The organism is Lentzea aerocolonigenes (assembly GCF_000955955.1).
GTDB classification, from domain to species: Bacteria; Actinomycetota; Actinomycetes; order Mycobacteriales; family Pseudonocardiaceae; genus Lentzea; species Lentzea aerocolonigenes_A.
In genome coordinates, this window is record NZ_JYJG01000355.1 from 1 (window position 1) to 20,946 (window position 20,946).

16 protein-coding genes are annotated in these 20,946 nt (G+C 69.4%); 10 read left to right on the forward strand and 6 right to left on the reverse strand.

Annotated elements, in window-relative coordinates; genetic code table 11:
• Positions 1-1,060, forward strand: a 1,060-nt coding sequence (locus UK23_RS37525) for a cation acetate symporter (protein WP_045316527.1), incomplete at its 5' end; no start/stop codon positions are given.
• Positions 1,061-1,127: 67 nt separating this feature from the next.
• Here the strand turns inward: UK23_RS37525 and UK23_RS37530 are convergent.
• Positions 1,128-2,504, reverse strand: coding sequence for an aminopeptidase P family protein (locus tag UK23_RS37530; protein ID WP_045316528.1), 1,377 nt, complete (start codon positions 2,502-2,504; stop codon positions 1,128-1,130).
• A gap of 108 nt (positions 2,505-2,612) precedes the next feature.
• Here UK23_RS37530 and UK23_RS37535 point away from each other — a divergent pair, with 108 nt between their 5' ends.
• Positions 2,613-3,557 (forward strand): LysR family transcriptional regulator, encoded by a 945-nt coding sequence (locus tag UK23_RS37535; RefSeq protein ID WP_045316529.1) that lies wholly within the window; start codon positions 2,613-2,615, stop codon positions 3,555-3,557.
• A gap of 13 nt (positions 3,558-3,570) precedes the next feature.
• On the opposite strand, the gene UK23_RS37540 is transcribed toward UK23_RS37535, so the two are convergent.
• Positions 3,571-4,929, reverse strand: a complete 1,359-nt coding sequence (locus UK23_RS37540; protein WP_231114853.1) for a collagenase — start codon at positions 4,927-4,929, stop codon at positions 3,571-3,573.
• Positions 4,930-5,123: 194 nt separating this feature from the next.
• On the opposite strand from UK23_RS37540, the gene UK23_RS37545 reads away from it, so the two are divergent.
• Complete coding sequence (locus tag UK23_RS37545) at positions 5,124-8,123, forward strand: glycosyl hydrolase 2 galactose-binding domain-containing protein (RefSeq protein ID WP_052685404.1); 3,000 nt, start codon at positions 5,124-5,126, stop codon at positions 8,121-8,123.
• On the opposite strand, the gene UK23_RS37550 is transcribed toward UK23_RS37545, so the two are convergent.
• Both UK23_RS37550 and UK23_RS37555 read right to left on the reverse strand, forming a co-directional pair.
• Positions 8,120-9,697: an MFS transporter gene (locus UK23_RS37550; protein ID WP_045316530.1), complete on the reverse strand. Its 1,578-nt coding sequence runs from the start codon at positions 9,695-9,697 to the stop codon at positions 8,120-8,122. The two genes, UK23_RS37545 and UK23_RS37550, sit on opposite strands and share 4 nt — an antisense overlap.
• 160 nt (positions 9,698-9,857) lie before the next feature.
• Positions 9,858-11,030 carry a membrane protein gene (locus UK23_RS37555; RefSeq protein WP_045316531.1) on the reverse strand — a complete coding sequence of 391 codons (1,173 nt, stop codon included), beginning with the start codon at positions 11,028-11,030 and terminating at the stop codon, positions 9,858-9,860.
• 72 nt (positions 11,031-11,102) lie between these two features.
• Here UK23_RS37555 and UK23_RS37560 point away from each other — a divergent pair, with 72 nt between their 5' ends.
• Positions 11,103-12,080 (forward strand): LacI family DNA-binding transcriptional regulator, encoded by a 978-nt coding sequence (locus tag UK23_RS37560; RefSeq protein ID WP_045316532.1) that lies wholly within the window; start codon positions 11,103-11,105, stop codon positions 12,078-12,080.
• Here UK23_RS37560 and UK23_RS37565 read toward each other — a convergent pair.
• Together UK23_RS37565 and UK23_RS37570 are read right to left on the reverse strand one after the other, a co-directional pair.
• On the reverse strand, positions 12,077-13,186 hold the full coding sequence (locus UK23_RS37565; protein WP_231114854.1) for a sulfite oxidase: 1,110 nt from the start codon (positions 13,184-13,186) through the stop codon (positions 12,077-12,079). The genes UK23_RS37560 and UK23_RS37565 overlap by 4 nt on opposite strands.
• A 140-nt stretch (positions 13,187-13,326) precedes the next feature.
• Entirely contained in the window at positions 13,327-14,535 is a 1,209-nt protein-coding gene (locus tag UK23_RS37570; protein WP_045316534.1) for an FG-GAP repeat domain-containing protein, read from the reverse strand.
• Positions 14,536-14,659: 124 nt separating this feature from the next.
• Between UK23_RS37570 and UK23_RS37575 the strand changes: the two genes are divergently transcribed.
• The 6 genes from UK23_RS37575 (at position 14,660) to UK23_RS37600 (ending at position 20,937) form a co-directional block, all read left to right on the forward strand.
• A complete protein-coding gene (locus UK23_RS37575; RefSeq protein ID WP_156213682.1) occupies positions 14,660-16,477 on the forward strand; it encodes a hypothetical protein in 1,818 nt (605 codons plus the stop codon).
• 24 nt (positions 16,478-16,501) lie between these two features.
• Positions 16,502-17,263, forward strand: a complete 762-nt coding sequence (locus UK23_RS37580; protein WP_045316536.1) for an ESX secretion-associated protein EspG — start codon at positions 16,502-16,504, stop codon at positions 17,261-17,263.
• A 387-nt stretch (positions 17,264-17,650) separates the two neighbouring features.
• Positions 17,651-18,028 carry a hypothetical protein gene (locus UK23_RS37585; RefSeq protein WP_045316537.1) on the forward strand — a complete coding sequence of 126 codons (378 nt, stop codon included), beginning with the start codon at positions 17,651-17,653 and terminating at the stop codon, positions 18,026-18,028.
• Positions 18,029-18,065: 37 nt separating this feature from the next.
• The gene (locus UK23_RS37590; RefSeq protein WP_045316538.1) at positions 18,066-19,640 is read left to right on the forward strand and encodes a WXG100 family type VII secretion target; all 1,575 of its coding nucleotides are present in this window, start codon (positions 18,066-18,068) and stop codon (positions 19,638-19,640) included.
• Positions 19,637-20,395 carry an ESX secretion-associated protein EspG gene (locus UK23_RS37595; protein WP_045316539.1) on the forward strand — a complete coding sequence of 253 codons (759 nt, stop codon included), beginning with the start codon at positions 19,637-19,639 and terminating at the stop codon, positions 20,393-20,395. Before UK23_RS37590 ends, UK23_RS37595 begins: the two co-directional genes overlap by 4 nt.
• A gap of 38 nt (positions 20,396-20,433) precedes the next feature.
• Entirely contained in the window at positions 20,434-20,937 is a 504-nt protein-coding gene (locus UK23_RS37600) for a YbaB/EbfC family nucleoid-associated protein (protein ID WP_045316540.1), read from the forward strand.
• The last annotated feature ends 9 nt before the right edge of the window (positions 20,938-20,946 follow it).

Sequence of the window (20,946 nt, forward strand, 5' to 3'; positions counted from 1 at the left end):
CGTGCTGGTCGGCGGCATGAAGGGCACGACCTGGGTGCAGATCATCAAGGCTGTCCTGCTGCTGCTCTGCGTGACGCTGATGAGCATCTTCCTGCTGGGCAAGTTCGGCTTCAGCCTGTCCGCGATCATGCAGCAGGCCACCGAGAACAACAAGCTCGGCGAGGCCGTCCTCGACCCCGGCGCCAAGTACGGCTTCAGCACGATGTCCAAACTGGACTTCGTGTCGCTGGCGTTGTCCTTGGTGCTGGGCATCGCGTCTCTGCCGCACGTGCTGATGCGCTTCTACACCGTGCCGAACGCCTCCGAGGCCCGTCGTTCGGTCGTGTGGGCGACCTGGACGATGGTCATCTTCTACCTGTGCACGCTGGTGATCGGTTTCGGCGCGATGGCTCTCGTCGGCAGCGACACGATCGCCGCCGCACCGGGTGGCGAGAACTCCGCCGCGCCGCTGCTGGCGTTCCGCATCGGTGGCGCCGTGCTGCTCGGCATCGTGTCCGCGGTCGCGTTCGCCACGATCCTCGCGGTCGTCGCCGGTCTGACCCTGGCGGCTTCGGCCTCGTTCGCCCACGACGTGTACGCGAACGTCATCAAGCGCGGCAACGCCGAACCGCGCAGGGAGATCCGGGTCGCCCGCCTGACGGCCGTGGTCGTCGGCCTCCTGTCGATCATCGGCGGTATCGCGGCGAACGGCCAGAACGTGGCGTTCCTGGTCTCCCTGGCCCTCGCTCTGGCCGCGTCCGCGAACCTGTCGACGATCCTCTACACGATCTTCTGGCGCCGCTTCAACACCACGGGCACGCTGTGGAGCATCTACGGCGGCCTCGGCTCGTGCCTGCTGCTCATCATCTCCTCGCCGGTGATGTCGGGCGCGAAGACGTCGATCTTCCCGGACATCGACTTCGCCTGGTTCCCGCTGGGCAACCCGGGCCTGGTCTCCATCCCGTTCTCGTTCCTGTGCGGCTTCTTCGGCACGATCTTCTCGAAGGCCGAGCCGGAGAACGCCGCGAAGGCCGCCGAGATGGAGGTCCGCGCCATCGCGGGAATCGGCACCAAGTCCTGAGCTCTGGGGCGTCTGCAAGTACTACCAACTCGCAGTTGGTAGTACTTGCAGACGCCGTAAAGCCACGCTAGGAGCGCTGTTTTCGCACCCAGGCGGCCACGTCGTCCGCTTCGATCGGCAGCGCGTCCGACAGGATCTCCGCGCCGGTCGAGGTGACGACGAGGTCATCCTCGATGCGGACGCCGATGCCGCGCAGTTCCGGCGGCAGCGTCTCGTCGTTCGGGTGGAAGTACAGGCCGGGTTCGACGGTCAGCGCCATGCCGCGCTCCAGGATGCCCATCTGGTAGGTCTCCTGGCGGGCGTCGGCGCAGTCGTGCACGTCCAGGCCGAGCAAGTGCCCGGTGCCGCAGACGATGTACCGGCGGTGGTGCTGACCGGCCGGGTCGAGCGCCTTGTCGACTGACACGGGCAGCAGGCCCCAGTCGTGCAGGCCCTCCGCGAGCACGCGCATCGCGGTGTGGTGGAAGGCGCTGTAGTCGTTGCCGGGCTTGACTTCCGCCAGAGCGGCCACGTGCGAGGCGTGCACGAGGTCGTAGACCTGACGCTGGGCCGCGGAGAACTCGCCGCTCACCGGGAACGTGCGGGTGACGTCCGCGGTGTAGAGCGAGTTCATTTCGACGCCGGCGTCGAGCAGCAGCAGGTCCGCGTCGTTCACACGTCCGTCGCAGCGCGTCCAGTGCAACACCGGGGCGTGCGGGCCGGCAGCGACGATCGAGGTGTAACCGGGGCCGTTGCCCTCGGTGCGCGCGCGACGGTCGAACGTGCCCTGCAGCCAGCGCTCTCCCCCGCCGCGCACGGCCTGGCCGAGCTCCATCGCGACGTCCGCGAAGCCCTTGACCGACGCGTCGACCGCCTGGCGGAGCTGGCCGATCTCCCAGTCGTCCTTGATGCGGCGCAGTTCCGAGAGCGTGGTGCGCAGCTCGTCGCTGTGCGAACCGGTCAGGGCGTCCAGCAGCGGGTCGACACCCTTGGCGGTGAGCGTCTCGGGGTGCCGGCCGCGCAGGGCGTGCGCGAGGTCTTCGAGCGGGCGGGCGGTGATGTCCAGCGCCTCGCCCCACTCCTTCGGCCCTGCCGCGGCGCCGATCCAGAACGGGCTGCGGTCGGCGTCACCGAAGAAGTCGACGCTGTGCGGTTCCGACGGCACCGGCACGAACAGCGTGGCGTCCTCATCGGACAGCACCAGCACCGCGCCCTCGACCTGGCAGCCGGTCAGCCACACGAAGTCGCTGTCGGCGCGGAACTCGTGGAACGTGTCGTTGGACCGGACGTGCGCCCGTCCCGCAGCCAGCGCGATCCGCTTGCCTGGGAGCGCTTCGACGAGCCTCGCACGATGGGCGCGAACCGCTTCGACGATGCCTTTGGGCAGGTCGATGTGGTCGTCCCACTTGCCCCAGCCGTCGCGGATGTGGGTGCGGAAACCGTCCGCTTCGACCAGTTTCGCCATGTCACGGCGTGTCCGAGCCAATTCCGGTCCTCTCGGGATCGTGTTTGACCCCAGCCTTCCTTCGAACGGCCGGGGTCCGCCAATCCAGATCGGGGATAGCCTCAGCCTATGGAACTGGAGATCCGGCACCTGCGCGCGGTCTGCGCCATCGGCGACGCGGGCAGCCTCTCGCGCGCGGCGACCCAGCTGGGCATCTCCCAACCGTCTCTGACGACCTTGCTGCAGCGGGTCGAGCGCCTGGTCGGCGGCAAGCTGTTCGAACGCGGCCGGGCCGGAGCCGTTCCTACCGCATTGGGCGCGCAGATGCTGCAGCGAGCCCGGTTGTTGTTGGTGGAGCTGGAGGCGTTCGGCTCGGACATGGCCGGGCGAGGCGGTCCGATCCGGTTCGGGTCGGTGCACATGGAGTGCGTGGCTGCCCTCTTCTCGCGTCTGGAGGAGGCTCTGGACGACGTGACGCTGGTGGTCGACCCGTCGTCGACCGGGCTGGCGCTGGCGCTGGCGAACGGGCACCTGGACGCGGCGGTGATCGCGGTCGACGAGGAGGGCGATCTCGGGCTGCCGCGCGGGATCGGGCAGCGGATCGTGGTGCCGTGGGTGCCGGTGTACATCGCTCTTCCCGCAGGTCACCGGCTTGCTTCAGCACCTGAGGTGGAGCTGGCGGACTTGGCCGGTGAGGCGTGGGTCGGGCCTCCCGGAGCCGAGGACGGGTCGTTGACGACGCTGCGGGCGGCGTGCCGGGCGGTGGGGTTCGTGCCGCGGATCCGGTTCGAGGTGCCGAGCGGGGCCGGGCGGCAGCTGATCGCGGCCGGCAAGGCCGTCCAGCTGGTCGAACCGACGTCGCAGGGCGGTCCGGGGGTGGCGGTGCGGCCGTTGGCGGGGGCGCCGATGCGGATGCGGCTGGTGTTCTGCTGGCGGCGGGAGCGGCTGACCTGGGAGCAGGCCAGCCGCGTGTTCGCCGAGGTGCTGGGCGCCTATTCGGAGCAGGCGATGGCGAGCGAGGTGTTCCGGCCGTGGTGGGAGGACCGCGGCGCGGCCCTCACCTCGGCGGACTGAGCTCCACCGGCCGTCAGCTCGACAGCGTGCCGAGCCACCCGTACCAGTCGTTGTCGTAACGCGTTCCGATCACCCGCGTCACGTGGTCGCGGGCCCGCGCCCAGTCCCCTGCGCGGTAGTCCGCCAGCACTGCCGCGACGTCGTCCGGGTGCTTCTCGACCAGGTAGCGGACCGCTAGGTAACCCCAGTTGTAGACGCGCTTCGTGTCGTGGTCGTAGGTCGTGTCGAAGAGCGCGCTCAACGCGTAGGTCTGCTTCTTCGCCTCGGCCAGCGCGTCCGCGTAGACCTCGTTCCGGTAGGTGTAGGAGACGTACTCGGCGAACCCCTCGACCCACCACACCGTGGGCGTGGTCATGTTCTCGTCGAAGTCGCCGTGCATGTCGAAGCGGCCGTCGAGGTAGTGGGTGTACTCGTGGTTGAGGTTCCAGATCGCGAACGACGGCAGCCAGTCGGCCTCGTGCGCGATGAACCGGGCCTCGTTCTTGGCCGGGTCGCCTTCCAGGTACATGCCGCCGTTGTTGGTGGAGATGTCGAACAGCACGCCCGCGTACGTCCGGTAGTCGTCGCCGGTGTTGAAGACCACGACCTCCAGAGACGTGTTCTGGTCGCCGGCGACAGGTCCGGAGTCGTGCACCAGGCCGTGGAAGACGGCGTCCTGGGCGGCCAGCGAGCTGCACGTCCGACGGAGCTGGGCCCGGGTCAGCTGCTGGGCGCGGATCTTCAGCGTCGAGCTGCAGGTGTGCCGGACGGTGAGCACGCGGCGGTCGATCGTCGCCTTGAAGTCGCAGGTGCCGTAGCGGCGGCAGTTCGCCTTGTCGTACCAGTCGACCATCTCGGCGACGCCCACCCACAGCGGCGCGAGCCTGCCCACCACGTCACCACGGTTCACCATGTCCACGAGCAGCGGGCGGACCAGCGGGGCGATGTCCTTGTGCTGCAGGAATCTGCCGAGCTCGCGAGTGGCGTTCGTGACCAGGTAGGCGCGGTCGGTGCCGAAGAGGTCCAGGTGCCGCACCACGAACCGGCGCAGCGCCCGCAGGATCTCCGGTTCGGCCTTCACCGCGGCGAGGAACTCCGGGTATGCGTGGCCGTAGTAGAGCATGATCATGCCGGCGTGCACGGTGGCGTCGTCGGCGGGCGTGTAGTTGTCGAGCACGCGGGTCAACGCGCGCAACTCGGCCGGGTAGTCGGTGACCGCCGCGGTCTGGATCGTGTTCTCGGGTGCCGGGTGCCGGGTGTTCCTGGCGACCTCGGGTGGCAGCAGGGGGCTGTTCGGCGAGGCGTGGGTGGGATCGGGGGCAGGGGCGGCGTGGGCGCAGGTCGGAGCCAGGAGTCCGGCCACCACGGCCAGGATCAGGGCGGCTAATCGCATCGGGTCCTCCGCAGGGTTCGAGGTGCCGGAAGCGTCACACCGCCCGTTGGCCCGCGAGCATCCCTTCCGTTCATAGCTCGCTGCTATGGGACAGCCGGTCGACAACCTTGTCATCTTGTCTCGCTTGTCCTCTTGACCGGCAAACGATCAACCCTCAAAGCTGGCTGCGGGCGCCTTAGTTGCATGGAGAGTTGATGTCGCACGAGGTCACCGATCTTGCGCTGAACCGCCCCGTTTCCGCTTCTTCCTCCGCCTGCGCCGCCACTCCCCCGCAGTTCGTCACCGACGGGTTGCAGCAGGCCGGTGTGCGCGGCTCCGGCTGGCGCGCGGCCGCCGGCGACCCGCAGTGGGTGGTCGTCGACCTGCAGGGGCTTTGCGAGGTCTCGTCGTTCGTGCTGGTCTTCGAGGCGAAGCCGGGCGATCCGACGTTCGTGCCGGTGCCGGGCTACCAGCCGCGCAACGACACGACCGGCGCAGAGATCCTGTCCGCGGCCGCGCTGTCGTTCCACCTCGAGGTCAGCACGGACAACCAGACGTGGCGCGAGGTCTACCGGGGCGCGGAAACGCGGATCCAGCTCGAGAAGCCGGTCGGCGCGCGCTACGTCCGGCTGACGGGAACCCACCGGTCGAACGACAACCCGTTGGGGCTCAACGGCTTTCAGGTCTACGGCACGTCCGGCCCACGACCTGGCGTCAAGGGCTGGACCGATTGGCGCGGCAACGGCAACGTCCCCGCGCTGCAGCCCGGCCCGGACAACACCGTCGAACTGGACTCCGGCTGGCACCTCACGATGGACGACTTCGCGGGCACCTCCGATGGCTCGGCACTGGCTCGGTCCGGTGTGGACACGTCGAAATGGCTGGACGCAACCGTTCCTGGCACAGTGCTGACGTCATTGGTCGACCAGGGCCACTTCCCGGACCCCGTCGCCGCCATGCACAACATGCAGATCCCGGAGGCGCTGTCGCGACACTCGTGGTGGTACCGCCGCGCGTTCCCGCTGCCGAAGAACTTCGCCGGCCGCAAGGTGTGGCTGGAGCTCGACGGCGTGATGCAGCACGCCGAGATCTGGCTCAACGGCACCAAGATCGGCGACGTCACCAACCCGTTCATCCGCGGTTCGTTCGACATCACCTCCGCGCTGAAGGCTTCGGGCGAGCAGGTGCTGGCGCTGCGGCTCAACCCGATGAAGCACCCCGGCAGCCCGACCGACAAGGGCAGCGACGGCGGCGCGTTCCCGAACTCCGGTCAGCTCCACCTCGACTCGCCGACCTACCTGTCGATCTCCGGCTGGGACTGGATGCCCGCGGTGCGCGACCGCGGCACCGGCATCTGGGACCACATCCGGATGCGCGCCACCGGTGACGCGGTCTTCGGCGATCCACGTGTCGTGACAACGTTGTCCGCAGACCACAATTCCGCCGGCATCACGATCAGCGTGCCCGTTCGCAACACCTCCGCTTCTCCCCTGCCGGTCACGGTGCAGGCGGCGTTCTCCGGCGTGAAGCTCGCGAAGGCCGTGACTTTGGAGCCCGGCGTGTCCGAGGTCGCGCTCGGCACGTACACCATGGCGAACCCGAAACTGTGGTGGCCCAACGGGTACGGCGACCCGCACCTGCACGAAACGGTCCTGACGGTGACCGCGAAGGGTGCCGAGAGCGACAAGCGGACCACGCACTTCGGCATCCGCGAGCTCTCCTATGAGCAGGAGCCGTTGAAGATCCGCGTGAACGGCGTGCCGATCTTCTGCCGCGGCGGCAACTGGGGCTTCGACGAGCTGCTGCGCCGCATGCCGGCCGAGCGCCTCGACAACGTCGTCGGCCTGCACCGCGACATGAACTTCACGATGATCCGCAACTGGATCGGCAGCAGCAACCGCGACGAGTTCTTCTCCGCCTGCGACCGGCACGGAATCCTGGTGTGGAACGACTTCTGGATCGTCGGCGAGTTCACCGACGACATCCCCGGCTACCTCGACACCGCGCGCGACACCGTGACGCGCTACCGCCACCACCCGAGCATCGTGGTGTGGTGCGGCGCCAACGAGGCCTCGCCGCCGCCGAACACGGACGCCGGCCTGCGCGAGATCGTTGCCGAACAGCACACCGACGTCCACTACCAGAGCCACTCGGCCGACGGCAGCGTCTCCGGCCACGGCCCGTACCACTGGGTCGAGCCCGCGAAGTACTTCGACCCCAGCACGTACGACACTTTCGACTTCGGCTTCCACACCGAGATCGGCATGCCGACCGTGCCGGTGGCCGAGACGATGCGCAACCTGGCCGGGTCCGAGGTGGCGTGGCCGATCGGCGACGTCTGGTACGCGCACGACTGGTGCACCGACGGCAACCAGCGCCCGCAGCTCTACCAGGCCGCGATCGACGCGCGGCTCGGTGCCTCGTCCGGACTCGACGAGTTCTGCCGCAAGGCGCAGTTCGTGAACTACGAGAACATGCGGGCGATGTTCGAGGCGTGGAACGCTCACCTGTGGGACGACGCTTCCGCGTTGCTGCTGTGGATGTCGCATCCGGCCTGGTATTCGACGGTGTGGCAGACCTACGACTACGACCTGGACGTCAACGGCACGTACCTCGGCGCGAAGAAGGCGTGCGAGCCGCTCCACGTTCAGGCCTCTTCGGACACTTGGCAGGTGACGGTTCTCAACCACACCACCAGTGTTGTGCACGGTCGTGTCGAGGCGATCGTTCTCTCGTTGTCCGGTGAGGTGCTGAGCACCCAGAACGCCGCGGTCGAAGTCGGTGCGTCCGCGAAGGCGTCGTTGTTCTCGGTGACGCCGCACTCGTCCGCCTTGCACCTGGTGCGGTTGCGGCTGTTCGACGGAGACCAGCTCGTCTCCGAGAACACCTACTGGCGTTATCGCGCGCCTTCGGACATGCAGGCCCTGAACTCGTTGGGCCGCACGAACGTTTCTTCCGATGTCGGTGGTGTTCGATGTGACGGTGATCGTCGCCGGTTGACCGTGAAGGTGCGCAACACGGGCGAGGTCGTCGCGGCGATGACCCGGCTCGGCCTGCGTGATCGACGCTCCGACCGGCGCGTGCTGCCGACGATCTACAGCGACAACTACCTGTGGCTGCTGCCCGGCGAGACCCGCTCCGTCACGCTGTCGTGGCACAGGCGCGATCTTCCGTCCGAACAACCTCGCGTGACCGTCGAGGCCTACAACGCCTAGTCCGGCTTCTTCGGTTCCGCGAACAGCAGGTGCCGCACGTGCGCGTCTCCCTTGGCGAGCGCACGTGCGGCTTCCTGGTTCTGCTGGTCCACGACCGTGCCGCGCTCGATGTGCTGCCGCAGGTGCTCCTGCCACGTCGCCACGGTGAAGGTCTCCAGGAACGTCTCCGGCTTCTCCGTGTCGCGGAACAGCCCCCACATCGTGGCGCCCGTGCGTCGCCTCGCTCTGCCGACCTTCTGCATGGCGTCGATGAACTCGTCCTCGTTCTCCTTCGCCACCGGCCACTCCACCGTGACCAGCACGGGCCCGGCGTAGGTGTCGTCGATCTCGGGCGGCGCGTCCCAGTACGTCGCCGGGCTGATGTCGAGCGAGCGGTCGAGCAGCGGGAACCACTTCGTCGCGGCGAGGACCGCCACGGCCATCGCCGCCGCCGGCACGATCATGGCCGTCCTGAGGCTGTACGCGTCCGCGACCGCACCCCACACGACCGCGCCCAGCGCCTGCCCGCCCATGAGGATCAGCTGGTAGTAGGCGAGCGCCCGAGCCCGCGTCCACGACGGCAGCATCACCTGCGCGGTGGCGTTGAACGTCGACAGCGTGGCGATCCAGCACGCGCCCGTCAGCAACATCGCCACGATGACCACGGGGAAGCTTGCCGTCAGCACCGCAGTGCTCGTCGCCGCCGCGTAGACCCACGTCGCGAACAGCACCAGCCGGTTCTTGCTCATGCGCTGCAACAACTTCGGCACCACGAACGCGCCGCCGATAGCCCCCGTGCCCACACTGCCGAGCAACACGCCGTACCCGCTGGCGTCGAGCTGCAGCGGCCCGCGCGCGATGGCCGGCAGCAACGCCCACAGCCCGCTGCCGAACACGATGAACACCAGGAGTCTCGTCAGCACTCGTCGGAACAACGGCGAACTGGCCACGTACCGCGCACCGGTCCGCACCGCCGTGGTGATGTGTTCGGCCCCGAGCGGACGGTGGTCCGACGGCCTCTTCCACCGCGCCAGCACGATCAGCACACCGAGGAACGACACCGTGTTGAACGCGAACGTGGCCTCCGACCCGGCCAACGCGATCAGCAGCCCGCCGAGCGCGGGCCCGATCGCGCGGCCGACGTTCATGTTGACGCCGTTCAGCAGCGCGGCCTGCGGAATCTCCTCCCTGGACACCAGCTCCGGCTGAATGGCCTGGAACGACGGCATCGACAACGCCTGCCCGATCGCCATGAGCGCGAGCAGCCCGAGCAGACTCGACGGCGTGGCCTTGTCGGTCCCCGCGAGCAACATCAGCCCCGCCGCGCCGGCCAGCATGAGCGCCTGGCCGGAGATCAGCACATGCCTGCGGTCGAGGATGTCGCCCAACGCCCCCGATGGCACCACCAGCAGGAACACCGGCAACGTGGTGGCCGTCTGGACCAAGGCGACCTGCAACGCGGACCCGCCGAGGTCACCCATGAGCCACTGCGCACCGACCGTCTGCGCCCAGGTGCCGATGTTGGAGGCGAACTGGGCGAGCCACAGCGCCCGGAAGGCACTGCGGCGCAGGGGTGCCCACGCGGAGACAGTCACCGCCCGATCTTCACACCCCGGCCCACGCCCCGCCGAACTGTCGGTCCCACTCCCTAGAATCGAAATTGGGGGTACCCGGCCCGTGCCGTGTGTGTGGTGGGCGCACATCGCACCTAACGCACCTCATGCCACTGCACCTCACGCCACCGGCCACCGCACCTCACGCCACAGGCCGCCGCAGCGCCGGCACGAGCGCCAAAGCCGGCAGCAACAACAGCGGCACCACCAACAGCGCCCGCAGCACCCCCACCTGGTCCCCCAGCAGCCCGACCAGCGGCGGACCGGCGAGAAACGCCGTGTAGCCGATCACCGCGACCACACTCACCCGAGCAGCCGCACGAGCAGGGTCGTCCGCCGCCGCGCTCATGCCCACCGGGAAGCCCAGCGCGGTGCCGAGACCCCACACGGCCACCCCCGCGACCGCCACCACCGGAGAGCCGGCGAACACCGCCAAAACCACCCCGGAAGCCGCCACCAGCATCGTGACCAGCAGCACCGGCACGCGGCCCCACCGGTCCAGCGCCAGAGTCCCGACGATCCGGCCGAACGTCATCGTCGTGACGAACACGCCGAACACCACCGAGCCCGCCGCGCCGGAGAAGGCGTGCCCGTCGATGAACGCCACCGCCACCCAGTCGTTCGCGGTGCCCTCGGTGAACGCCAGCACGAGCACCAGCGCCCCGATCAGCAACGTGCGAGGTTCGCGCCAGGCCGCCATCACTCCACTGCCGCGCTCGGGCGATGCGTCGCCGCCGAGCCGGTACGCCCGCGCCGCCACCAACGTGCCGACCGCGACCACGACAGCCACGCCACCCAGGTGCGCGGTCACCGGCAGCAAAGCCCACGCCGCCAGGGACGCGAGACCGGCGGCGGCCACGGTGCCCAGGCTCCACATGGCGTGGAAGCGCGGCATCACCGTGCGACCGAGAGCGCGTTCCACCTCCGCCGCCTCGACGTTCATCGCCACGTCGCAGAGGCCCGACCCGTAGCCGAGCACGAAGATGCCCGCAGCCGTCAGCACCACGGACGGGACCGCTCCGATCCCGACGCCGGCCAGAAACAGCCCCGAGGAGACCACCAGCGCCGACACGCACACCGTCAACCGCGCCCCGAGCCGATGCGTGACCTCGCCCGCGGAGAGCATCGCCAGGAACGCGCCCAGCGACATCGACAACAGCAACAGCCCCAACGCACCCGCGGAGAGACCCAGTGCGTCACGGGCGGCGGGCACGCGGGCGAACCACGAAGCCACCGCGACGCCGTTCAGCCCGAACGTGACCGCCACCCCCGCCGCGGCGGTCCGGACTTCCCTGCGCGACACCGTGACCGACATCCCGGTCCCCTTTCTCGATACATGAAGTTCACACCTCACACATGGAAGCGCTTCCATGGCAATACTTGCGAGATGAGGGGACAACACAGCGCGACGCTGGACGACGTGGCACGGGCCGCAGGCGTGTCACGGGCGACGGCGTCACGGGTGATCACCGGTCAGGGCCCCGCGTCGGCACGGTCCCGCGACCGGGTCGCCCAGGCCGTCGCCAAGCTCGGCTACGTGCCGGACGCCGCCGCCCGCGCGCTCGCGTCCCGCAGTGGTACCCGGCTCGCCATCGCCGTAATCGGTCACACCGCCGCCATCCTCGACGACCCGTACGTGGGGCGGGTGCTGACCACGGCCGCGCACATCGCCGCCGAACGCGAGGTCGGCGTGTCGCTGCACTGGGTTCCTCTGGGCGCCTCGCTCGCCACCCTCGCCGGCAGCCACAACCTCGGCGGGCTCGTGGTGGTCAACCCGACGCAGCCGGCCCTCCACACCGTGCCCAAGGCCATGCGCGGCCGAACTGCCGCGATCGGTGTGGGCACGAAGGACGTGCCGTCGTTCGACGTGGACAACGGCAGCGGCACCGACGGGGTCGTGCGCCACCTGGTGAACACCGGCCGGAGAAGAATCGCAATGGTCACCGGCCCATCGTGGCTGCCGTGCGTCGATCGCGCGCGAGACGCCTACCAGCAGATCATGCGCGACAGCGGCCGGGAGACCAGGGTCGTCTCCGGCGACTTCACGGCCGCCCGCGGCGCGGCAGCGGCGAAGGAGATCATGACCCGCTGGCCCGACACCGACGCCGTGTTCGCGCTCAGCGACCTCACCGCACTCGGTGTCCTCGATGGACTGCACGCGCAAGGCATCCGAATACCAGCAGACGTGGCGGTCGCCGGGTTCGACGACATCGCGTTCGCCTGCCTCAGCCGCCCGGCGCTGACCACGTCGACGCACCCGGTCGAGGAGATCGCCGCGGCGGCCGCCAGAGCCGTGCTCGACCGCGGCGATACCGGCCAGACCACGTTCTTCCCCTCGACGCTGGTCGTCCGTGAAAGCGCCTAGGCCACCGTCACGGGGTGGCTGACCACGGCCCCGAACAGGTAGCCCTGCGTGTTGTACGGCGACACATCAGGCTGGTCGTCGGCCCGCGCCCGCAACACGTGCGACCCCGGCGTCGCCTGCCACGGGATCTGCCACCGCGTCCAGCCGCCGCGTGACACGGGCGTGGCACGCCGCCACGTCCGGCCGTCCACGGAGACCGAGATCCGCCGCACCCCGCCAGGACCCCACGACCGCCCGGTCAGCACCTGACGCCCAGCCGGAACGGAAGCACCGAACCCGAGCTCGAACGCGCTCTTGGCCACCTGCGTGGTCACCAGCGAGCCGTCGGCCGGGTAGTCAGGACCGAGCAACCGGTAGTACTGCGTGTCCCACGGCGAATGCAGCGGAACGTCGGAAACCTCCAACGACCCCAACCACTTGATGCTCGCGATCCCGACCCACCCCGGCACCACCAGCCGAGCCGGATACCCGTGGTCGAAAGGCAGTTCAGCGCCGTTCATCTCGTACGCGACCAGCACGTCGTCCAAGGCTTTCGACACCGGCAACGGCCGCCGCACCCGCCCGAGGTTCACGCCGCCGGTCACGTACTCGGAGTCCAGCCCGGCAGGCATCACGTCCACAGCGGACCGCCGAATCCCGGCCAGCCGCAACAGAACCGGCAGCGGCACCCCCCGCCACCGCGCGTTGCCGACCGCACCCAGAGCCCACGGCGTACCGGCCACGCTCTGCCCCTGCTGCGAGGAGAAGAAGCTCCGCCCGTTGCCCGCGCACTCGATCACCGCCTCGACCGAACAGGACGGCAGCGCTCGCAACTCCCGCAGTGACAACGACAACGGCCGCGCGACCCCGGAGCCGAAGATCCGGAGACGCCAGGCGGCGGAGTCCAGCACCGGCGTCGAAGTGTGGTTGCGCACGAAGAACTTCGACACCGGCACGAGCGAGCCGGCGTCGCGCAGGGCCTCCCAGCGCGTCTCCGCGTTGGTGCCGTGCACGATGAAGTCGCTGGCAGGCAACGGCTTCACGATCGATGGAGCCGCCGCAGCCACAGCACGGGAAGGTAGCACCGTGAGTCCTGCCGCGATCAGCACGCCGCGCCGAGAGATCATGCTTTTCACGCTAGGGCCTGCCACAAGGGGCATCCCGCAGAACGGGAAACCTGGACAGGTCGTGCGCGGCTCCACTACAAGAGCCGCGCACGACCGTTCCCCCCTCACCGAGCGGACTGGGGGTCCCGCCCGGTCAGCCTTTACGCGAGGCCGCCGGCCCCGTCGGCGACAGCGACGAACACACCCTTGTTGCCGAACCCGACGACGTCCGCCGCCCCGTCCCCGGTGACGTCCGCCAACAGCCGCGGGTTCTGCGCGACGCTCCAGCCACGGTCAGCCCCGAAGTCCGCGAAGACCTTTCGCGACGGCCCGAACGTGCCGTCACCACGCGAGACAGCCGAGACGACACCGGCGGAGCCGAACCCGACCACATCCGCCCGCTTGTCCCGAGTGATGTCGGCCAGAGAAGGCGAAGGCTGCGACGACGTGCCGTAGCCGTACCCGTAGTTGTAGCCGAAGTCACCGACCCCGACACCGAACGCGGTGAACGTGCCCGTACCGACAGCACGCCCCGTGTACGTGTTGGCGTCGCTGCCGAACCGGACCGCGTCGGCGTATCCGTCACCCGTGATGTCACCGACCTGGAACACCCCGTCCGCCGAAGGCACCGACGGCTGCGACGCCCCGTAAGTCCCATCCGCACGCCCCAGTGTCGACATCGGCGTGAAACCGGGGTTGTAGCGCACGGACAGGATGTCCGGCCGCGCGTCCCCGCCGATGTTCGCGACCTTGAACTGGTTGAAGTCGTAGCGGTCCGCGGTGAACTCGGCCGAAGCCAGGTACGGCACCGCGAACCCACCGCCACCCGACGCCAAGGCGATGTCCACACGGCCGTCCGAGAACGCGTACAGATCCATGCGCCCGTCGAGGTTCGCGTCGCCCAGCTGAATCCCCAACGGCCCAGGCCGGCCGTTGGAGCCCATGACACCCGAGGCGAAGCGCAGGGGACCGAACGACCCGTCACCGCGCCCCACCGCGGTCCACACCCCGTCCGGCCCTGCCCCCACCAGGTCCGCGAAGCCGTCCCCGGTGATGTCGGCGACCCAGCGCGGGTGCTTGCCGATGCGCCATCCGGAGCTGTGGCCGTAGCCCGCGAGGACGTACTTGGCAGGCCCGAACTTCCCGCCTCCCAGCGCGACCGACGTGTACACACCGTCCTCACCGAACCCGACGACGTCCGCCTTGCCGTCCCGCGTGACATCGGCCAGCACCCGCACGTGCTTCTCGGTCCGCCACCCCTGGTCGTACCCGAACGCCCCCAGCGCGTACGTCGCGTCCTGAGCCGGTCCCGCCGCGGCCGGCACCGCGGGCACCACGCCCACGAGCGCCAGCGCGGCGGCGCTCAGCACACGTCTCCACGCATTGCGTCTCAAAGCATTGCCCCCTAAAGCAATTCAACCCCTCGAAGCTTCATCACCTGAGGCGTTCCACCCCGTTCCACGCCCGTTCCACGCGTCTGCTTGGGTGTGCGGCGTGACGCCCGAGTCGTTGTTGGAAGCAGGCACGCGAGCGCTGGCGCGGCACGGGGACCTGCGCACCAGCCGCGAACACTTCGCGCAGGCCTACGAAGCGGCCCAACGCGCCGGTGACGTGCACACGCTCGTGGCAGCAGCACTCGGCGCCGGTGGTGTCTGGGTGCACGAGCACCGCACCGCAGCCGAGGCGGAACTGGTGCGGTCGAGGGTCAAGCACGCACTGACACTGGTGGAGCCCAAGTCCGACCTGGCGCTACGACTGAGACTCAGGCTCACGGCCGAAAGCGACTACCAGGCCAACGAGCACGCGAACATCCTGGAACTCCTCGACGAAGCCAGGAAGACCGCCGACCCGATTGTGCGAGTCGAAGCGCTCAGCCTCGCGCACCACTGCGTCCTCGGACCGGACCACGTGGACCTGCGCAAGGAGCTCGCCGCCGAGATGATCGGCGAAAGCCTGCGCAGCGAACGCCAGGGCGACCTCATGATGGCGTTGCTGTGGCAGATGGTCGACCACTTCCTCGACGCCGATCCGCACGCCGTGCGCCGCCTCACCGATCTGCAGGAACGGCTCAAGCACGAGGACCACCTGGCCGTGCGGTTCGTGGTGAGCGCGGTCGAGGTGATGCTCGCGATCAGGGACGGCCGGTTCGACGAGGCCGAGCAGCTGGCCGGGACGAGCGCGCAGCTCGGCGCCGAGGTCGGCGACGTCGACGCGACGGCCTGGTACGGCGCGCAGATCTGCGCGATCCGCTGGTACCAGGGCCGCACGGCCGAGCTGTTCCCGTTGCTGGACCACCTGGTGCACTCGCCGACGCTGAGCACGGTCGACAACTCGTTCTTCAGCGCACTCGCCGTCGCCGCGGCGCTTTCCGGCGACCGGCGCAAGGCCCAGGGCGCTCTGGCGATGCTGTGCCGGCGCGGGCTCGGCGCGCTGCCCCGCTCCAGCACGTGGCTCGTCACGATGAGCGGGGTCGCGGACGCGGCCCACCTGCTCGACGACGTCGATGTCGCGCGTGAGGTCTACGAGATCCTGCTGCCGTTCGCGCGGCTGCCTCTCATGGCGAGCCTCGCCGTCACGTGCTTCGGCTCGGCGCAGCACCCGCTCGGGCTGGCGGCGCTGACGTTCGGCGACGTCGGCCTGGCGCTCACCCACCTCAAGGCCGCGATCCGGGACAACCAGGCGCTCGGGCACTGGCCCGCCGCCCTGTCGTCGCGCCGGAAGTACGCCGAGGCGCTGGAACGAGCGGGTGACGTTCACGAAGCGAGGCGCGAGCTCGCGACCTGTGCGCAGGAGGCTGCCGCCCTGGGAATGAGCACGCCGCCGGACGCCGACCTGACCGTGCGGCGCGAAGGCAGGAAGTGGCTCGTGCGGCTCGGCGGCCGGAGCGTCCTGGTGGACGGCGGCATCGGCATGGCCCACCTCGCCGTCCTCGCCGCGAACCCCGGCCGGGAGATCGACGCGGCCGAGCTCGTCGCGGGCACGACCGCGCTCACAGAAGAAGTGACCGCACAACATCAGCTCGACCCGGAAGCGTTGCGCCAGTACAGGACCAGGCTCACCGAGCTGCGCGGCCGCGACCTGACCGACGGCGAGCAGGCCGAGCACGACTGGCTCGCCGGCGAGATCGCGGTGGCCACCGGCCTGGGCGGGAGGGCTCGCTCGTTCTCCGACTCGGGCGAACGGGCCAGGATCGCCGTGGGCAAGGCGATCCGGCGGGCCTTGAGCGTGCTCTCGTCAGCCGATCCGGTGATCGGCGAGCACGTGCGCGACCACGTCCGGACGGGCCGTCGCTGCTGCTATTCGCCGAAGTGAGTCGCATCCCCGATACTGCTGGCTGTGATCACGCCCGAATATCTCCTGTCGCCGCGTGAGTTCGAGGTCCTGTGGCGGACGCTCCGACTCGGCCGGATGCCCTACCCGCTCGACGTGCCCAGCGAGGGCGAGACCGAGCAGGAGCTCAAGGCTCTGCAGCGCAAGACCATCGCGGGCCTGCGCGACCGCGGCCTGGCCGACGACGAACGGCTGGAGGACCTGCTCCGGCTGCTCGACGACCACGTGGTGGCCGTGGACGCGGTGCTCGGGCTGGACCGGACCGTGCGGGCGCTGGCCGCGTCCAGTGGTGACCAGGCCGTGCTCGCGATCATCGACGGCGACGCGATCGGCCTGCTGGAGATCAGGCCGACGGGGCTCGCGCGCGAGATCGTCCGAGTGCTGCCCGCGGGTGAACCCGGACCAGGCAACGCGTTGTCCGTGCGGGCGGACACGTTGCAGCAGGCCGCCGCGCTGCAGGAAGCCGAACACGACGACGAGTCGGAAGACCCGTGGGGCGCCGCAGACGACGAGATGGACGACCGGGCCGCGCTGCAGAAGGCCGGAGTCTCCTCCCAGGACGCCAAACAGCTCGGTGAACTCGCCGCGAATCGCGTTGCGGGCGGCCAGTTCGGCGTGACGCGCGGCCGGGAGCGCGCGAACGTGGTGATCAACTGGTTCGACACCCACCAAGGCCGCTACCTGGTGGTCAACTCCGACGGCTGGCTCAGCCTCTCCCCCGCCGACAACGACCGCATCGCCACGCGGATCGACACCGTTCTGACATGAATTGATCAGCAATCGAAACGGGCGAACACAGGGGTGTTTGCCCGTTTTTTCGTCTAGCTCAAAGACCATCCGATCGAGGGATACACGGGCGTTGCGTAATCGAGATCAAGACGAGCCTAAGTGACCTTCGCGGCCCAGTGTGATTTGGGCCACACCGGCCCCTGGTCAAGACCCGTTCCAGTGATGTGAACAGAGATCCGATGCCCGAATGGGCAGTTGGCCGAGAGCGCTCCCACAACCAGGGCAAACGATCTTCCTGATCATCGCACGTTCACCTGATGGTGGCCCGTTTCGGTGCGTGGCAACGCATTGTGAACGCGGGTCTCAATTGGTTACACGCGGGCAGGAAATCAGGCCATGTCCGAAAAGGTACTTGATACTGCACGTATGTACATCGTCGGTGACAACGACGCCGTCCCGCTCAAGGACACCGTCACCTCGGGTCAGGTGCAGCTCGACCCGACAGCGGGCGAGGAACTCCGCAAGCAGTTCCAGGCCCAGATCGACCAGGTCGACACGTGGCTCGAACGCGCCAACAACAGCATCGCCCGTCCGGCACCGCTGGGCGCCAACCCGGTCGGCGACAAGATGCGCGAGAAGTTCACCCAGCGAGCCGAGGGTGAGCCGTACTCGTTCGTCAGCGTCATGACCGCGTACCGCACGGTGCTGGAGCAGACGAAGAACTCGATCGTCGAGGCGATCGAGAACTTCAACCGCCTCGATGAGGAACACCAGGCCGAACTGAAGAAGATCATGAACAGCTGATCCAGCTGATCCCGTCGAAGCGAGAGGCGAGCCGGTCATGCCCCCCGAGACCGACCCGAGCGAGTTCGAGAACAAGCCGGTCCTGACGGACCCCCAGAACTGGGCGTCACGCTCGCACCAAGAGCTCTACGCCGCTGTGCACAACAACAACGACCCCGGTCAGGCAGGCGAGATCAGCTCCGACTGGGGCAAGTACGGCACGGAGCTCACCGAGGCCGCACGCACCATCAACGCCGTGATCGCCGCGTCGGAGTCCAAGTGGACGGGTGGCGCCGCCGAGGCCGCGCGTGACGCGATGAAGAAGCTCGGGACGTGGGTCGACGAGACGGCGAAGACCGCCGTCGAGGTCGGCAACAAGGTCGCCGACCAGGGCCGTGTCATGGAGGCGGCCCGCGCGCAGATGCCCGCGCCGGTCCAGTTCGACTGGAACAAGGCCGCGGCCGCGCTGTCGCAGCCGGGCACGCCCGCGTTCGTGCTGGCCTCCGCGGACATCGCGGTCGCCAACGCCGCCTCGCGCGCGGCGCACGACCAGGCGGTCAACGTCATGACCACCATGGAGAACAACTCCCGGCAGATCGACACGTCGACGCCGACCTTCAAGCCGCCGTTCAACCCGAACACCGGCCAGGTCGAGGAGCCGGTGATGGCGATGCAGCGCATGTCCGGCGCTCCCACGCTGAACGGTGGCGTGGACGGCCTCATGTCGCCGCAGGCGGCAGGTGGCGCCGTGGCCGCTCCGCCCAGCCCGTCCGGTGCGAACGCCGGTGGCGGCGGTGGCGGTGCCGCCAACGCGCCCGCTGCTCCCGCGGCCTACACGCCCTCGGCTCCCGGTTACACCCCGCCCGCCAACCCCGGTGGTGGCGGCGGAGGCGGCGGCGGTGGCTACACCCCGCAGATGCCGAACTACAACCCCGGCAACACGAACGCGGCCGCCGCGACGTACACGCCGTCGGCTCCTGGCTACACCCCGCCGCCCAACCCCGGCAGCACGTACACCAGCGGTGGCGGGAGCAACTACACGCCGCAGTTCGGGCCCGGTGGCACGCCGTACCTCGGCGGTCCTGGCGGCAACACGGGCAAGGGTGGCGCGAACATCCCCAAGATCCCCGTGGTGGGCAAGGACATCCCGAACCCGAACTACAACCCGCAGAACCCGAACAACCCGAACGCGCCCAAGGGCATGACGCCCGGCGGCATGCCCGGCGGCGGCGGCGGTGGCGGCGGAGCCGGTATGAAGCCCGGCGCGATGCCGAACTTCGGTGCTGCCGGTGGTGGCGCGGGCGGCTTCGGTGGCGGACCTGGTGGTGCGGCCGGTGGCGGTGGCTCGATGCAGCCCGGCGGCACGGCCGGTGTGCAGGGCCGTGCGGGCGGCATGCCGATGGGCATGACGGGTCCTGGTGGCGCGACCGCGGCCGGTGCCGGCATGGGTGGCGCCGGTGCCCCGATGGGTGGCGCTCCGGGTGCCGGTGGCAAGGGCGAGGACGACAAGGAACACCGCTCCGCCAGCTACATCATGGGCGGCGACCTGTTCGAGGTCCCCGGTGAGAACCTGCCCCCGTCGGTCATCGGCGGCGCGAAGGTCAAGAAGCCGAAGGGGCCGGACGCGTCGTGATCACGCCTGAGTTCCTGTTGTCGCCGCGCGAGTTCGACGTGCTGTGGCAAGAACTGCGGCTCGGCAGGATGCCCTATCCGCTGGACGTGCCGAGCGAGGGCGACACCGAGCAGGACCGCCGGGTGCTGCGCGAGAAGACGCTCGACGACCTGCGTGAGCGCGGTCTGCTGGACAACGAGCGGCTGGAGGGGTTCCTGCGGCTGCTCGACGACCACGAGATGTCCGTGGACGCCGTCGCTGGACTCGACCGGACGGTGCGGGCGCTCGCGGTCTCCGGCCGTGACCGGGCCGTGCTGGCGATCATCGACAGCGACCGGGTCGGGCTGCTGGCGATCCGGGAGACCGGCATCGCCCGCGAGATCGTGCGGGTGCTGCCCGACGGCGAACCCGGCCCCGGCACCGCGGTGAACGTGCGGGTCGAGTCCCTGCGCGATGCCGTCGCGATCCAGGAGGCGGAGGAGTCCCAGGACTCCGACGACCTCTGGGGCGCGGCCGACGAGATGGACGACCGGGCCGCGCTGCAGCAGGCCGGTCTGTCCACTCAGGACGCGAAGCAGTTCGGTGAGCTCGCGTCGAACCGCGTCGCGGGCGGCCAGTTCGGCGTCACCCGCGGCCGGGAGCGGTCCGGTGTCGTGATCAACTGGTTCGACACCCACCAGGGCCGTTACCTGATGGTCAACTCGGACGGCTGGCTGAGCCTCTCGCCGACCGACAACGACCGCATCGCCACCCGAATCGACGCCGTGCTCACCTGAGAGCGCTCCCCGTTGAACCACCGCCGCCGGAGGACCGTGTGAATCCCGCGAACCCCACCCAGTGGGTCGAAGAGTACGAGGCCAAGCTGGCCGACCTGAAGAAGAAGTCGGAGGACCTGCAGGAGAACTTCGCGGCGTCCACCGCGACCGTGACGTCGAAGGACGGCGCGGTGACGGTGACCGTGGGCCCCAACGGCGGCCTGCAGAACCTGGTGCTCGGGCACCGCGCGGTCGAGCTGGGCGCTCCCCGGCTGACCGCGCTGATCCTGGAGACCGCGCGGCACGCCCAGAAGCAGGCGGCGACGAAGGTCCTCGAGATCTTCCAGCCGCTCGGTGAGGGCACCGAGGCGTACCAGATGGTCGCCGACTCGATCCCCGCCGACGAGGAGGAGGTCGACGAGACCGACGCGTACGAGGAGGTCGAGGAACCGGCTCCCGTCGCGCCGCCGGTCAGCCGGCCCGCGGCGGCCCCGCAGCCGCCGCCCGTCCGCGGCCGCCCGCGCGCGAACGACGATGACGACGACGACAACCAGCCCTGGTAAGGAACAGCG